The sequence below is a fragment of the Modicisalibacter sp. 'Wilcox' genome, assembly GCF_010993675.1.
In the GTDB taxonomy this organism is placed as follows: domain Bacteria; phylum Pseudomonadota; class Gammaproteobacteria; order Pseudomonadales; family Halomonadaceae; genus Modicisalibacter; species Modicisalibacter tunisiensis.
The window spans coordinates 82648-97123 of sequence record NZ_WNXF01000006.1 but is presented as its reverse complement, the minus strand read 5'-3'; the positions used below and the strand labels follow the sequence as shown (position 1 = coordinate 97123).

Below are 14476 nucleotides of genomic sequence, written 5' to 3'. Positions count from 1 at the left end.
CTTGCGTTGTGGCGCTCGTGCGAAAGCCCGTGGAGGGCAGGGTGGGGTCAGGAGGAGCCGGCGTGCGCCTGGAGCCCGCTGGCGGGAAGCCGGTCGGCGCCCCAGCTGCGATGGATATGGCCGATCACGCGGTCGAGTTCCTCCTGGGTGATGTCGGCCAGCTCGCCGCGCTCCAGCGGGTCGTAGTGGAAGATGTAGAGGCGCGAGGCGAACTGCTCGAAGGGCAGCGAGGCCTCGCCGAAGCGCTCGCCGTTGCCGGCGGTACTGACCTTGATGCCGTCGCCCCAGTCCTGGCCGCTGTCGTTGTTGGGGTTGAAGAAGTAGGCGCGCATCACGTCCTGCGGGTCGAGGTTGACGCGCAGCAGGGTGATGGCATGCCAGCCGATGAAGCGCGCCGCGCTGTCGGTCACCGCGATGCCCGCCGGTTGCGGGTGGATCAGCGGCTGGTTGCCGTTGTAGTAGGGGTGGTAGCTGGCGTAGAAGTGGCGCAGGAAGTCCTCGAGCGCCTCGAGCTGACCGGTCTCGACATCGACGTTGATGCGAAAGCCGCGGCCAGCCCACCAGCCGTGGAATTCCGGGTTGACCCAGCGGTGCGGATCGCCCTCGCGGCCGATGCAGCGCCGGCCCATCTCGGCGTAGATGCGGTCGAGATGCGGTACCACCAGCAGCGACACCGGATCGAGGTCCATGGGCAGAGTGGTGGCCACGCCGGAAAGGCTTGCCATCGACGAGATCGGCTGGCCCTCGAAGTGCATGATGATCTCGTCGTCGCGGGCCGCCCAGGCGACCATCTGCAGCAGGTAGTCGGGGTCGTTGTAGGCCCACATCGACAGCGCGCGCGCCGACTGGCAGGTGGGGTTGTTGCCCTGGCCGACGCCCAGCGGCAGCCCCAGCATGCACAGCACCCCCTCGATCAGGCGTGCCCGGGGCGTGGCCGCGTCGGCGTAGGCGAGGCGCAGCCGCTCCTGCGACCACGCTGTCAGCGGCAGGCCGATCTGGCGCCACAGCGCCGGGGCCACCGGTGGCTGGTAGAGGATGCCGCGTTCCAGCGTCAGGGCGAGGCCGTAGACCGCCTGCGGGGTGTCGGGATGCACGCCTTCCTCGATCAGCGCCTGAACCAGCTGTCGGTAGCACAGCAGGCAGTCGCGGCCGGTCGATGACAGCCCCAGGGCCTCGGCGAGCAGGTGATCGCCGTGATCGAGCAGGTGACGCAGCAGTACCGGGTGGTAGGCCGACACCAGGCCCGTGTCGTGCATCGCCCGGGCGAAACCGGTGGCCTCGTACTGCAGGGCGCCGGCGTCCATCGACTGGAGGCGTTCGCCATAGACCGCGAGTCCCGGGTCCTCGCGGCAGGCCTGAGTGGGGCCGAACAGGCTGCTGACCAGGCGATCGGCGCCCTGACCGCTGGCGCCGAGATCGATCTCGGGGTTGGCCCGGCAGATGGCGATCTGGGTCACCATCCGCTTGACGGGATCGACCTGGATGGGACGCTGCTGGAGGATGCGCCAGATCTCGTCGATCAGCTGGTCGATGACGTGCTCGTAGCCGATGCTCTCGGCCAGGTGGCTGAACAGCTGCCGGGTCATCAGCGCCAGCCGCCCCTGGGTCTCGCGTTCCGCCTCGCTGGGCGCCGTGAACAGCAGCTCGAGGTTGATCGCCAGGACCTGGGTCAGGTAGTGGTGCGCCTGCTCGGCGGAGATCAGCGGATGCTCGTAGGCGCTGCGCGCGACCGCCAGCAGCCGGAGTTCGCTGAGTGCCTCGAGCACCACGGTGTCGGGGTCGCCGCTCTTGAGCGAATGCGGCGTCAGCGAGGGGATCAGGATCTGCGGGTGGGCCCAGTCGGAACCGTTGAAGGCCCCCGCCTCTTCAAGCGCCTGCGCCCGCGCCTCGATGGCCGCGCAGCCACCGTCGAGCAGCATCACGCGCCGTGCCGTGTCGTAGACCCGTCTGGCCTTGCCCGGCTTGGCGAAGTCCCGTGCATCGGCGAGTATCGCGGTCGCCTCGTCCAGCTTGGCCAGCAGGCCGTCCAGCCTGCCGGCGTCGGTGGTCCGGTCACCATTATGAGTCGTCACACGGGCTCCTTGTCCCCGAGGATGTGCCGCGATTATACATAGAAGTCGAGCTCTTCCTGATGCTTGAGCAGATCGCGCATGGTGTGGGGATCCTCACCGAAGAAATAGACCAGCCCCCAGTGGGTGCCGAAGGCCGTGCGCTTGGTCACGGTTTCTTCCAGCGGCGCGGTCAGTTCATGGGACTCGAAATAGGGGTGATCCTCGGTCTCCTCGGGGATCTCCAGGCGGCTCACCACGCGGCGGCGCGGGTAGACCCCGAAGCAGCCGGCATGGCCCTTGGCATCGACCACTTCCTTCGGGAAGAAGGCCTTGACCTCGTCCTCGGTGGTCTTGGGATCGAAGACCAGGATGGTTGCCTGATAGGCGTTGAAGCCGTAGGCGCGCTCGAGCAGCTCGAAGACCTTGAAGCCGGGCGGGCGGTAGGCCACCTCGCCGAAGTACATCTCGCCATCGCTGGTGACGAAGTACTCGGGATGAATGAGGCCGAAATCGATATCGAAGGCCTTGATCAGCTTCTCGATCTGCGCGGTGATCTGTGGCCGGTATTTCTCGAGTTCCGGGGTCGCCGGCACGAACACCGAATAGCCCAGGGTCACGTACTCGGAAATGTTGAGGAAGGCGATCTTGCCGTTGTGGATCCAGGCCTCGACGGCGAACTCCCAGCCATCCAGGTGCGACTCCATCAGTACCGGGAACTCCTCCTCGGGAATCGTGTCGACTTCGTCCGGCGTGCGGATCACGCGGTGGCCCAGGCAGCCGGCCTTGTCGAAGGCCTTGAGGTGGATCGGATCGTTGGGGTCCCCGTCGAGCTTGAGCAGGGTCTGGTTGACGCGCTTGAGAAAGCGAATGACATCCTCCTTGTCGTGGGCTTCCTCGAAGATGCCCACGCGGATGCCGCCGAGCTGAGCGCGCCGCTTCATCAACGCCTTGTCGCGCAGCAGCAGGGCCTGGCCGTAGAGGCGCGGATTGTCGAGCAGTACCGAGTTGATGGCGCCGGCCCATTCCACGGTTTCCTCGAACAGCGGGATCGCCACGTCGACGCCCATCTCCTTGAGTGTCTCGGCGATCTCCAGGGAGCGGTCGTTGAGGCGTTCGAAGTTCCAGGGCACATAGGGGATGTCGTGCTTCTTGCAGTAATCCTCGGCCCAGTCCGGTGCGACCACCACGTAACGCCGGTCGAAGTTCTCGGCAGCCTCGACGGCGTTGAGGCTCCAGCCGAGCAGGGCGACGTAGCCCTTGTCGGGGTTCTTTTTCATGATGCGTTCTCCTTGACCAGTGTGTCGCGTTCGTGACTTCTACTCAGCCTAGACGAAATTTGCCGTATACCCCGGCACCCATGAATGTCCGTTTCCGGGCTTGCGGGGCCGGGGCGGCACTGTTATAGTGCTGCGGCGCTCGAGGCAAGCGCGGCGAAACAATTTCGCTTTCAACAAGTTAGCCTCGAATGCATCGGCGCATCAACGTCGATCCCATTGTGGTGGCCCTGTCGGTCCTCCCGCAACGCGAAGCCGCGAACTCCGCCAGGCCCGGAAGGGAGCAACGGTAGTGGTGGATGCGTGTGCCGGGATGTGGCTGGCGGGGCCGCCTCCCGTTGTGCCCTTCGTCTTTCGGCGGCCCGCGTTCACGCCTGTGGGCATCATTTCCGAGACGCCGAATGAACCGCCAGGCCTCGGCTTCCAGGCATTGACCCTGCCCCCTCGAATGCTATCGTGCCCACGACGCTGTCAAAGCTTCGTAAAAATTGCGTCATGAAATTTCCCATTTTTGTACGCAGGTTGACCTAATGGGCATATTTTCCATCAGCTACGACCTTTATCAGGCCAGTGAGTACCGGGCGTTCTACGACCATCTGGAAGCCCACGATCACTGCTGGGCCATGGACGGCCAGTGCCTGGTCCGTACCGAGCAGGATGCCACCGAGCTGCGTCGCACGCTGATGCAGTTGATCGACAATCACGATGTGCTGTTCGTGTGCCGGCTCGGTGACGACTGGTCCGGGGTCGGCACCCAGTGCGGCGGCTGGCTCGACCGGCAGCGCCGGGGCGGCTGACCCCCCGGCGGGGCCACTCAGGCGTGTCGGGCGGCTTTCCGCCCCTGTCGCGAATCGCTAGAATGAAGCCATGTCACGCATTCTCAACGGGTCGCCCTGGGCTGGCCCGGTTTCCAGCCGCAAGGACCTCCGCGCTGCATGAGCTATCAGGTACTGGCCCGCAAGTGGCGGCCGCGCACCTTCCATGAACTGGTCGGGCAGGAACACGTTCAGCGGGCGCTGATCAATGCGCTCGATCAGGGGCGTCTGCATCACGCCTACCTGTTCACCGGCACGCGCGGCGTCGGCAAGACCACTTTGGCGCGGATTCTCGCCAAGTGCCTCAACTGCGAGAGCGGGGTGACCTCGTCGCCGTGCGGCGTCTGCAATACCTGCCGCGACATCGACGAGGGCCGCTTCGTCGACCTGATCGAGGTGGACGCGGCCTCGCGCACCAAGGTCGAGGACACCCGCGAGCTGCTGGACAACGTGCAGTACGCGCCCACTCAGGGGCGCTACAAGGTGTACCTCATCGACGAGGTGCACATGCTCTCGACCCACAGCTTCAATGCGCTGCTCAAGACGCTCGAGGAGCCGCCGCCCCACGTCAAGTTCCTGCTGGCGACCACCGACCCGCAGAAGCTGCCGGTGACCGTGCTGTCGCGCTGCCTGCAGTTTTCGCTCAAGAACATGCCCCCCGAGCGCATCGTCGAGCATCTCGAGCGCGTGCTGCAGGCCGAATCGGTGAGCTACGAGACGCCGGCCCTGTGGCTGCTGGGCAAGGCCGCCGAAGGCTCGATGCGTGACGCCATGAGCCTGACCGATCAGGCCATCGCCTTTGGCCAGGGCCAGCTGCGTCGGGCCGACGTGGCGGCGATGCTCGGCACCCTCGACCACCGCCATTTGCTGGCGCTGGCCGAGGCGCTGGCCGAGGTGGATGCCGCCCGGGTGCTCGGCGAGGTGGCGTCGCTGGCCGAGCAGGGGCCCGACTTCGCCGGGGTGCTGGATGACCTGACCGGCGTCTTCCATCGCCTGGCGATCGCCCAGATGGTCCCCGAGGCTCTCGACAACGGTCATGGTGACCGTGACGAGTTGCTGGCGCTTGCCGCGCGCTTCACCGCCGAGGATGTCCAGCTCTACTACCAGATCGGCCTGCAGGGGCGGGCCGACATGGACAGTGCACCGGAGCCGCGCACGGCGCTGGAGATGACCCTGCTGCGCATGCTGGCCTTCCGCCCCCAGGGCGTGCCAAAGCCGCCGCAGACGCCGCTGCCGCTGCGCGGTGGCACGTCCCCGCAGGAGGCGGCAACCACCGGGGGCGAGGCGGTGACATCGGCCCCGGCCGACGGGGTGCCACCGCCCGAGGCGTCGGCGGCGGATGTCCCGGAGGCCGTTCCCGACGAGGCCGCCGCCGAGGAAGTGCCCTCGGCGGCCGAGGCTCCCGCGGCGCCGCAGGCACCGCCGCCGCCCTGGAGCGAGGCTGTCCTGGAACCGGAACCGGAACCGGATGTGGCGGCGAACGAGGCTCCCCCGTCACCTGCGGCGCCGTCCGTTTCTGAGCCGGTCACCCCGGCAGCCGCTTTCGAAGCGGACGACGTGCCGGACGAGGCCGCGGGGCGACTGAATCATGCGCGATGGCTGGACCGCTTCGAGACGCTGGCCCTGACCGGGTTGACCCGCAACCTGGCGGCGCACTGCGTGGTCGAGGCGGATGACGGCGAGCGACTGCAGCTGCGCCTCGATGCCCGGCACGCGATGCTGCTGGCCGATGTCCACATCGAGCGTATCCGCCGGGCACTGGCCGAGGCCGGCATCGAGCGCCGGGTGGTCATCGAGCCCGGTGAACTGCCGGCGGAGCTCGAGACTCCCCAGGCGCGCAGCGAGCGCGAGACACGACAGCGCCATGCCCAGGCGGTTGAAGCCCTGCGCGACGACCCGCATATCCAGGAACTCGAGCAGGCCTTCGGCGCGCGCCTGATCGAGCAGAGCGTGTCGCCCCAGGCGGCGTCCGACTGACTTTCTTGCCGGCTTGCGGCCGGCAAGCCATCACGATCGAGGTGACTTATGTTCAATGGCGGAATGGGCAACCTGATGAAGCAGGCCCAGGAAATGCAGGAAAAGATGCAGAAGGTGCAGGAGGAGATCGCCCGCGCCGAAGTCACCGGGGAGGCCGGTGCCGGGATGATCCGCGTGACCATGAACGGCCGCCACGATGTCAGCAAGGTGGACATCGACCCCAGCCTGCTCGAGGAAGACAAGGAGATGCTCGAGGACCTGCTGGCCGCCGCGGTCAATGACGCGGTGCGCAAGGTGGAAAGCACCTCTCGCGCCCGGATGGAGGAAGCCACCGAAGGGCTGAACCTGCCGCCGGGCTTCAAGATGCCGTTCTGAACCGCGGTTCCCGGCCGTCGCCCGCGGGGTGGCGGCGCCTTCCCGGCGCCCTCCGACGCGGGCGTCCCGTTACCGTCGTGTCGTGCCGGCGCGCCCCGAGCCAAGGAGTGTCATGAGCTTTTCGCCACTGGTCGATCGCCTGCTGGAGGCATTGCGGGTACTGCCCGGCGTGGGGCCGCGCACCGCCCAGCGCATGGCGCTGCACCTGCTCGAGCGTGACCGCGAGGGCGGCCGTCGGCTGGTGGCGGTGCTCGGCGAGGCGCTGGAACAGGTCGGCTACTGTCGCCGCTGCCGGACGCTGACCGAGGAACCGGTCTGCGAGCTGTGTCGCAGCACGCGGCGCGATGCCGCGCTGCTGTGCGTGGTGGAGTCGCCGGCCGACATGCTGGCCATCGAGGACGCCGGGGGCTATCGCGGCCACTACTTCGTGCTGCATGGCCATCTCTCGCCGCTCGACGGCATCGGCCCCGAGGACATCGGTCTCGACCAGCTCGAGCAGCGGCTCGACGAGGGCGGGATCACGGAAATCATCCTGGCCACCAATCCCACGGTGGAAGGTGAGGCGACCGCGCACTACATCGCCGAGCAGATCCGCGAGCGAGGGCTGACCCTGTCACGTCTCGCCTATGGCGTGCCCATGGGTGGCGAGCTGGAGTACGTCGACGGTGGAACCCTGAGCCGCGCCTTCAACGGGCGACTGCCGTTCAACGGCGAGTGAGCCCCCTGTCTTTGCAACCCGAGACTCTACATGCCCCTGGAACCGATCCATCACTGGATAGACACGCCCGATGCCCTCGATGCCGTCTGCACGCAGCTGGCGGATGCCGCCTGCGTGGCCGTGGACACCGAGTTCTTCCGCGAGACCAGCTTTCATCCCGTGCCGGCGCTGATTCAGCTGTCGCGGGGCGATGTCGCCTACCTGATCGACCCCGTGGCGGTGTCGGCGACGCCCGCCGTCCGGGAGCTGCTGGGCGAGACCGGGCCGCTCAAGCTGATGCATGCCAGCAGCGAGGATCTGGAAGTGCTTCGCCACTGGGCCGGCGTGACCGTCCAGCCGCTGATCGATACCCAGGTGGCCCAGTCGCTGCTTTCCGAGGATCCGGCCATGGGCTACCAGCGGCTGGTCGAGCAGTGGACCGGCGACGCCCTGCCCAAGGACGAGACGCGCTCCGACTGGCTGGCGCGCCCGCTGTCCGAGGCGCAGCGTCGCTATGCGGCGCTGGACGTGATCTACCTGCCGCGGGTCTGGGCCGCCCAGCGCGAGGTGCTGGTCGCGCATGAGCGCCTGACCTGGCTCGAAGCCGACTGCCGCGGCCTTGTCGAGCAGGCGGGGCGCAGCGCGGCAAGCGATGGCGAGTGGTATCGCCGGCATCGCCAGCTGTGGCGGCTGGCGCCGCGCGCGATCGCCGCCTACCAGCGCCTGACCGCCTGGCGCGAGGCCGAGGCGCGGCGGCGTGACCTGCCGCGCAACTGGCTGGCGAGCGACAGGATCCTGTTCGCCATCGCCGAGGCCATGCCCGCCAACCGCTATGAGCTGGCGGCGGTGGAAGGGGTCAAGCCGAGTCTGGTCAAGCGCGAGGGCGAGACGCTGCTGGCCCTGGTGAAGGACGCGGCTGGCCTCGAGACGTCGGCGCTGCCGGCGGCCCTGCCGTCGCCGCTCGGCGGCCCGTTCAAGCGACGCTTCAAGGCGCTCAAGCGCGTCGTCGCGCAGACGGCCGAGACCCTGGGCATCGCGCCGGAGGTACTGGCTCGGCGCCGGGACCTGGAGGCGCTGGTGGCCGCCGATCTCGCCGGCGAGCCATTGGCGCTGCCCGGTGGCTGGCGCGGCGAGCTGCTGGGAGCCGAGCTGGCACAGGCGCTGGAAACGATCGATACGCCGGTAGAAGAGTGAGAGCCATGGAGCGAGTCCTGTGTGAAATCCTGCGCAGCCCGCGCAGGGACGAAATGTATCTGTACATCGACAAGCGGCGTGGCCTGGAGCCGGTGCCGGAGGCCCTGCTCGAGCGCTTCGGCACGCCGCAGCCGGTGATGACGCTGCTGCTCGACGGCAAGCGCAAGCTGGCCCGGGCGGATGCCGCGCGGGTGATCGAGACCATCGCCGAGCAGGGGTTCTACCTGCAGATGCCGCCGGCCCGGGACGAGTACCTGCTCGATCTGTACCGGGCGCCGACCGAGGCGCGTTACTGATGCGCGAACGCTTCTGGGAGCGCTATCCGCTCGAGGCCCTCGATCGCGAGGAGTGGGAGGCGCTGTGCGACGGCTGTGCGCGCTGCTGCCTGCTCAAGCTCGAGGACGAGGAGAGCGGCGACATCGCGACGCTCGATGTGGCCTGTCAGCTGCTCGACATCCCGAACGGCTGCTGCAGCGACTATCCCCACCGCAGCGAGCGCGTGCCCGGCTGCGTGCCGCTGACCCTGGAGCGCATCGCCGCGTTTCGCTGGCTGCCCGAGTCCTGCGCCTACCGGCGTCTGTACGAGGGGCGCGGGCTGGCCGACTGGCACCCGCTGGTCTCCGGCGACCCGGACAGCGTGCGCCGCGCCGGGATCAGCGTCACCGGTTATGCGGTGTCCGAGGCGGAGGTGCCCGAAGCCGAGTGGGAAGACCGCATCATCGCCATCCTCTCCCCCGAGGACGACGCGCCCCGGCCCGAGTAGCCGCGTCCGCATCGCCTCGCCCGAGCCCCGCACGGCGTGCGGGGCAGGTGGCTCCATCCCTGGCTCACTCCGTCGTCGACTCCGTCTCGGCGAGCCCCAGCGCCCGGAGCAGGAAGGCGTCCTGTCGGGCATTGTCGTGCCAGGCCTTGAAGCGTCCCGAGGCGCCGCCGTGGCCCGAGGTCATGTCGGTGCGCAGCAGCAGGGGGCGGCGCGCGTCGGCATCGCGGCGGGCGGCCATCTCGCCCAGGCGGGCATAGAGCTTGGCGGGTTCCCAGTAGGGGACCCGCGAATCGTGCCAGCTGCCCTGCAGGAAGATGGCCGGATAGGCCTGCTCCGAGAGGTTGTCGAGCGGCGAGTAGGCCTTGATGCGCCGGCGCGCCGCCGGTTCCTCCGGGTTGCCCCATTCGCCGTACTCCGCCGTGGTCAGCGGCAGGTCGGGGTTTTCCATGGTCCGCAGCACGTCGACGAACGGCACGTCGAGCACCGCCGCGCAGAAGGCCCCGGGGTCGAGATTGAGGCTGGCGCCGACCAGCAGGCCGCCGGCGCTGGCGCCATAGGCGGCAATGCGCTCGGCGTCGGCGACACCGTGCTCCACCAGGGCCTCGCGGGCGGCGAGGAAGTCGCGGAAGCTGTTGGCCTTGTGCTCGAGCTTGCCGGCCAGGTACCAGGGCTCGCCGCGATCCCCGCCGCCGCGCACGTGGGCCACGGCGAAGGCCACGCCCCGCGCCAGCAGTTCCAGCCGAGCGATCGAGAACCACGGGTCGAGCACCTCACCGTAGGCGCCGTAGCCATAGAGCAGGGTGGGCATCGGGCCCTCGGCCCAGCGATCGGCGCGCGCCACCACCGATACCGGGATGCGCTCGCCGTCGTGGCCGGTGGCCCAGAGGCGCCGGCACTGGAGCTGCCCGGGCTGCAGGTCGCCGTGCACCGGCTGGGCCTTGAGCAGGCGCTGCGTGCCGTGGTCGAGGTCGTGCTCGACCCAGCGCACCGGCAGCGTGAAGGATTCCTCGCGCACGCGCAGCCGTCGGGCGCGGAAGTCGGGGGTGTCGCCCAGCGCCAGGCTGCAGGGGGTGTCGGGCAACGCCAGCCGGTGATCCTCGCGGGGCGTGGCGAGGCCGTCGAGGGCGAGAATGCGCAGGTGGACCTGGGCCGCGTCGTGGTCGCGCTCGGTGATCACCAGCCCCCAGTCGAAGGCATCGACGCCTTCCAGGGTGTGGTGGTCGCGATGGGCGAGCAGGGGGCGCCACTGCCCGGGGTCGGCCTCGTCGGCCACGTCGAGGCGGAAATGCGGCGCCTGGCGGTTGTGCAGCACGTAGAAGCCGCCCGGGCGATGGTCGAGAGCGTATTCCACCCCCGGTTCCCGGGCGCGCACGCAGCGCGGCGCGGTCGCCGGGGCGTCGGCGGGGATCAGGTGGCACTCGGCGGTGTCCTTGGAGGCGGTCTCGAGCACCAGCCAGCGCTTCGAGCGGGTCTTGCCCAGTCCCACCCAGAACTCCACGTCGGCCTCCTCGAACAGGCAGACCGGCTCGGCGTCGCCCGCCCGGAGGTCCAGCCGCCAGACGCTGGCCGGGCGCTGGGTGGCATCGTAGCGCGTGAACAGCAGGGTCCGGTTGTCCTCGGCCCACACCAGGTCCGGGCCGATGCCTTCGAGCACGCGACGCGGCTCGCCCGCGGGCAGATCGCGCACGAAGAGGTCGAAATACTCGTCACCGCGGGTGTCCTCGGTCCAGGCCAGGCAGGTCTCGTCGGGCGAGATCGCCAGGTCGCCGAGCTCCAGGAAATGCCGGTCGCCGGCCCGGGCCTCGAGATCGAGCAGGCGCTCCGGGTGCTCGGCGTCGCCGTTGGGGTGGCGCCACCAGACCGGATAGTCCGCCTCGGCGGCGGTCTCGCTCCAGTAGGTGTAGCGCTCCAGCGGCGTGCGCAGGCCGCTCACCGCCAGTTCGCGCCGTGCCAGGTGGCCTTCGTAGAGGGTCTCGACCAGCGGCTCGAGGGGGGCGAACCAGGCGTCGCTTTGTCGGTTGGCGGCCTCGAGAAAGTCGCGCACGGTCGGGTCGTCGCGCTGTTCGAGCCAGTGCCAGTGCGGATCCTCGGGGCGGCGGTAGGTGACGGCCGGTGACGGCCCGGCGTGAGAGGAGAGCGGCTGTGCTTTCATTGGACGCGGTGTACCATGAGAAAACAATGTATTCAGGACGTAAGGTGAGACGATGCTGATTTCCGACTCGATGCCGTTGCTGTGGCTGAGCTACGTGGCATTGTCGCTGGTGGTGCTGGGTGCCGGCTATCTGTCGATACGCTGGCTGCCACGCCTGCCGCGGTTCGCGATCACCGGTCTGGTCGCCGGCCTGATCTGGATGCCCAGCAGCTTCACGCTGCCTCTGCTGGACAAGGCGTCGACCTATCATGGCATGGCGCCGTCGGTCGTGGTAGCGGGGATCGCCTTCCTGCAGAAGGACCAGGCGGCGCTGGGCCAGGCCCTGCCGCTGGTGCTGCTGGGCTGTGCGCTGGGCGCCGCGGCCGGGGCCGTGCTGGCGATCTGGTTCCGGCGTCGGCAGCGGCGTCCCGAGGACGACGGCAACCGTCCGGGAGGCGGCAGCAGCGACGTGCCGCAGGCCCGCCAGGAGCCGGTGGTCGGCTGAGGACGGCGCATGCAATGGTTGATGGCGGTATCGCTGGCGGTGGCGCTGCTGAGCGCGTCGGCACAGGCCGAGCCCGCGTCGCCGCCGCCCGGAAAGGCCGATGTCCGGCTGGTCTTCGATGTCTCCGGCAGCATGAAGCACAACGACCCCGAACGGCTGAGCGGCAGTGCCCTGGAGCTGTTCGCGGGGCTGCTGCCCTCGGGGGCGCGGGGCGGTCTCTGGACCTTCGGCAGCGAGGTCGACAACCCGCTGCCGCCGGCGGCGGTCGATGAGGCCTGGCGCCAGCAGGCGCTGGCCCTGAAGCCGGCGCTGGTCGCGGATCAGCAGTATACCGACATCGAGGCGGCCATTCGTCGGGCGGCCTCTGCCGCCCCGGCGTCAGGGCCGCGTCACGTGATCCTGCTGACCGACGGCATGGTCGACATTCCCGGCGGCGCGGACAAGGCGGCGCGCGATGCCGCCTCGCGGCGGCGGCTGATCGAGGAGCTCGCCCCGAGGCTTCATGACGAGGGTGTCGTGGTGGACGCCATCGCCTTCTCCTCCCACGTCGACCGCGACCTGCTCGAGACGCTGGCCCGCCGGACCGGTGGCCTGGCGGCGGTGGCCGAGGATCCCGATGCGCTGCTGCGCGCCCTGATGGACGTCGTCGAGCGCATCTTCCCGCGGGATCAGGTGCCCCTGGCGCGGGGGCGCTTCCCGATCGACAGCACGGTCGAGGGGTTCTCGGCGCTGCTGTTCCATGACCCCGAGGCACCGGCGCCGACGCTGGTCGCGCCGGACGGGCAGCGTTACTCGGTCGAGGTGCACCCCGACACGATCCGTTGGCAGCATCAGCCGCGTTTCGACATCATTCATGTGCCGTCGCCGGATGCCGGCGAATGGCGCATCGAAGGGCCGGTCGGCCCCGACAGCCGGGTGAGCGTCGACTCCCCGCTGGCGCTGCGGACCGGGCCGCTGCCGGCGACCCTCTATCAGGGCTTCGAGACGCCCATCGAGGCCCGCGTGACCACGCCGGACGGGGCCGCGCTCGCGTCGCCCCTGGCGCTGCGCGCCGAGTTGCGCGACATCGATGGCACGCTGCGCCAGTCGGTGGCCCTGGCCGCCGAGGGCGATCATTACCGCGGGGCACTGCCGCCACCGCAGGTGACCGGCAACGCCCGGCTGGTGGTGGTGGCCCGCAACGACACCCTGGTGCGCGAGCGCCGTCAGGCGGTCAATGTCCTGCCGCCGATTCATGCGCGGCTTGCCGAGAGTGACAGGCGCGTCCTGCTGCGTGCCGAGCACCCGCGGCTGAATGTCGACAACACGCAGCTGTCGGCAGCGCTTCAGGGCGATTCCCTGCCGGTGGTCGAGACCGGGGCGGCGAGCTGGCGCATCGACTTGCCGGCGCTGGACGCCGATGTGTCCGTGCCGCTGACGGTGACGGCGGACATGACCCTGGACGGGCGCACTCGCCACGTCACCCTGCCGGTGATCCGTCTCAATCCCGGGGCCTCCACCCGACTCGATGGCGTCAGCCTCGACCGGCCGCCGGGGCAGGCCGAGGCCCTGGCGTCGGAGTCGGCCACGGCCGACGAGGACACTGCCGGTGCGGCCGGTGGGCCGACGAGCGCGGTCAGCGCCTGGCTGGCGGGGCTGCCCGACGAGGCCCGGGGGCTGTGGCAGGCGGTGCCGCCCCGGCTGCGGCGCTATCTGCACGAGCGTCGCGACGACCCCCTGGCCTGGGGCGTGTGGGGTGTAGTGTTGCTGATTCTGGTGCTGGGCGTGTATGGATGGCGTCGCGGGCGCTCGCGGCGGCGTCCGGCCAAGCGGGAGGAACCCCATGTGTGAACTGCTGGGCATGAGTGCCAATGTGCCCACCGACATCTGCTTCAGCTTCGCCGGGTTCCTGCAGCGCGGCGGCGGCACCGGACCGCATCGTGACGGCTGGGGCATCGCCTTCTACGAGGAAGGGGGGTATCGCGACTTTCGCGACCCGCACCCGTCGGTGGATTCGCCCATCGCGCGGCTGATCTGCGACTACCCGATCAAGTCCCGGGTGGTGATCAGCCACATCCGCCAGGCCAACGTCGGCGGCGTGCACCTGGCCAACACCCACCCCTTCACCCGCGAGATGTGGGGGCGCCCCTGGTGCTATGCCCACAACGGGCAGCTGGCGGGCTGGGAAGGCCTGCCGCTGGCGTTCTATCAGCCGGTGGGCGGCACCGACAGCGAACATGCCTTCTGCTGGCTGCTCGGCGAACTGCGCCGGCGCTTTCCGCACCCGCCCGGCGATCCCGAGATGCTCTGGGCGACCCTGCACGCTTTGTGCGAACAGCTCCGGGCGCTGGGCGTGTTCAACCTGCTGCTCTCGGACGGCCGCTACCTGTTCGGCTACTGTTCGACCAAGCTGGCGCATATCACCCGCCGGGCGCCGTTCGGCCGCGCCCAGCTCAGTGATGCCGAGATGACCGTCGACTTCGCCGAGCACACCACGCCTCACGACGTGGTGTCGGTGATGGCCACCGAGCCGCTTACCGCCAACGAGGACTGGGTGCGCATGCAGCCGGGGGAGCTGGTGGTGTGGCGTGACGGCGAGATCGTCGCCCGTTATGCGAGTGACGGGCCGGCCACGGCGAATGCCCCGGAAGATTGCGGGGTGGAACGCTAGTTTCAATCGGTCGTTTTACAGCGTGTCAACCCTGCGCTAAGGTG

13 protein-coding genes and 1 other RNA gene are annotated in these 14476 nt (G+C 69.2%); 11 read left to right on the top strand and 3 right to left on the bottom strand.

From position 1 onward, the window contains the following. Window positions 1–47: 47 nt before the first annotated feature. Window positions 48–2072, bottom strand: coding sequence for a hypothetical protein (locus tag G7A98_RS07495; RefSeq protein WP_163649013.1), 2025 nt, complete (start codon window positions 2070–2072; stop codon window positions 48–50). Between the two features lie 32 nt (window positions 2073–2104). Then, window positions 2105–3328: a carboxylate--amine ligase gene (locus tag G7A98_RS07490; RefSeq protein WP_163649012.1), complete on the bottom strand. Its 1224-nt coding sequence runs from the start codon at window positions 3326–3328 to the stop codon at window positions 2105–2107. Window positions 3329–3556: 228 nt separating this feature from the next. Between G7A98_RS07490 and ffs the strand changes: the two genes are divergently transcribed. The 8 genes from ffs (at window position 3557) to G7A98_RS07450 (ending at window position 9146) form a co-directional block, all read left to right on the top strand. Further along, window positions 3557–3653: signal recognition particle sRNA small type (gene ffs / locus G7A98_RS07485), an RNA gene on the top strand. 202 nt (window positions 3654–3855) lie between these two features. Next, window positions 3856–4122, top strand: a complete 267-nt coding sequence (locus G7A98_RS07480; protein ID WP_163649011.1) for a hypothetical protein — start codon at window positions 3856–3858, stop codon at window positions 4120–4122. A 138-nt stretch (window positions 4123–4260) separates the two neighbouring features. Next, window positions 4261–6117 (top strand): DNA polymerase III subunit gamma/tau, encoded by a 1857-nt coding sequence (gene dnaX, locus G7A98_RS07475; protein WP_163649010.1) that lies wholly within the window; start codon window positions 4261–4263, stop codon window positions 6115–6117. Between the two features lie 48 nt (window positions 6118–6165). After that, window positions 6166–6492: a YbaB/EbfC family nucleoid-associated protein gene (locus G7A98_RS07470; protein WP_163649009.1), complete on the top strand. Its 327-nt coding sequence runs from the start codon at window positions 6166–6168 to the stop codon at window positions 6490–6492. A 112-nt stretch (window positions 6493–6604) separates the two neighbouring features. Next, entirely contained in the window at window positions 6605–7210 is a 606-nt protein-coding gene (recR, locus tag G7A98_RS07465) for a recombination mediator RecR (protein ID WP_163649008.1), read from the top strand. Window positions 7211–7240: 30 nt separating this feature from the next. Beyond that, window positions 7241–8383: a ribonuclease D gene (rnd, locus tag G7A98_RS07460; RefSeq protein WP_163649007.1), complete on the top strand. Its 1143-nt coding sequence runs from the start codon at window positions 7241–7243 to the stop codon at window positions 8381–8383. Between the two features lie 5 nt (window positions 8384–8388). Then, window positions 8389–8679, top strand: coding sequence for a YcgL domain-containing protein (locus tag G7A98_RS07455; RefSeq protein ID WP_163649006.1), 291 nt, complete (start codon window positions 8389–8391; stop codon window positions 8677–8679). Then, window positions 8679–9146: a YcgN family cysteine cluster protein gene (locus G7A98_RS07450; protein ID WP_163649005.1), complete on the top strand. Its 468-nt coding sequence runs from the start codon at window positions 8679–8681 to the stop codon at window positions 9144–9146. Before G7A98_RS07455 ends, G7A98_RS07450 begins: the two co-directional genes overlap by 1 nt. Window positions 9147–9210: 64 nt before the next feature. Here the strand turns inward: G7A98_RS07450 and G7A98_RS07445 are convergent, their stop codons facing one another. Further along, a complete protein-coding gene (locus G7A98_RS07445) occupies window positions 9211–11298 on the bottom strand; it encodes a prolyl oligopeptidase family serine peptidase (RefSeq protein ID WP_163649004.1) in 2088 nt (695 codons plus the stop codon). Between the two features lie 52 nt (window positions 11299–11350). Here G7A98_RS07445 and G7A98_RS07440 point away from each other — a divergent pair, with 52 nt between their 5' ends. Genes G7A98_RS07440 through G7A98_RS07430 form a run of 3 tightly spaced genes read left to right on the top strand, consistent with a single transcriptional unit; the run spans window position 11351 to window position 14432 of the window. Further along, window positions 11351–11782, top strand: coding sequence for a hypothetical protein (locus tag G7A98_RS07440; RefSeq protein ID WP_163649003.1), 432 nt, complete (start codon window positions 11351–11353; stop codon window positions 11780–11782). 9 nt (window positions 11783–11791) lie between these two features. Then, window positions 11792–13612, top strand: coding sequence for a vWA domain-containing protein (locus G7A98_RS07435; RefSeq protein WP_163649002.1), 1821 nt, complete (start codon window positions 11792–11794; stop codon window positions 13610–13612). After that, entirely contained in the window at window positions 13605–14432 is an 828-nt protein-coding gene (locus tag G7A98_RS07430; protein WP_163649001.1) for a class II glutamine amidotransferase, read from the top strand. Before G7A98_RS07435 ends, G7A98_RS07430 begins: the two co-directional genes overlap by 8 nt. Window positions 14433–14476: the final 44 nt, after the last annotated feature.

Coding starts and splice junctions, on each gene's coding strand:
- dnaX (WP_163649010.1), top strand. CDS start 4,261: ATGAGCTATCAGGTACTGGCCCGCAAGTGGCGGCCGCGCACCTTCCAT.
- G7A98_RS07440 (WP_163649003.1), top strand. CDS start 11,351: ATGCTGATTTCCGACTCGATGCCGTTGCTGTGGCTGAGCTACGTGGCA.
- rnd (WP_163649007.1), top strand. CDS start 7,241: ATGCCCCTGGAACCGATCCATCACTGGATAGACACGCCCGATGCCCTC.
- G7A98_RS07450 (WP_163649005.1), top strand. CDS start 8,679: ATGCGCGAACGCTTCTGGGAGCGCTATCCGCTCGAGGCCCTCGATCGC.
- G7A98_RS07490 (WP_163649012.1), bottom strand. CDS start 3,328: ATGAAAAAGAACCCCGACAAGGGCTACGTCGCCCTGCTCGGCTGGAGC.
- G7A98_RS07470 (WP_163649009.1), top strand. CDS start 6,166: ATGTTCAATGGCGGAATGGGCAACCTGATGAAGCAGGCCCAGGAAATG.
- G7A98_RS07435 (WP_163649002.1), top strand. CDS start 11,792: ATGCAATGGTTGATGGCGGTATCGCTGGCGGTGGCGCTGCTGAGCGCG.
- G7A98_RS07455 (WP_163649006.1), top strand. CDS start 8,389: ATGGAGCGAGTCCTGTGTGAAATCCTGCGCAGCCCGCGCAGGGACGAA.
- G7A98_RS07430 (WP_163649001.1), top strand. CDS start 13,605: ATGTGTGAACTGCTGGGCATGAGTGCCAATGTGCCCACCGACATCTGC.
- G7A98_RS07445 (WP_163649004.1), bottom strand. CDS start 11,298: ATGAAAGCACAGCCGCTCTCCTCTCACGCCGGGCCGTCACCGGCCGTC.
- recR (WP_163649008.1), top strand. CDS start 6,605: ATGAGCTTTTCGCCACTGGTCGATCGCCTGCTGGAGGCATTGCGGGTA.
- G7A98_RS07480 (WP_163649011.1), top strand. CDS start 3,856: ATGGGCATATTTTCCATCAGCTACGACCTTTATCAGGCCAGTGAGTAC.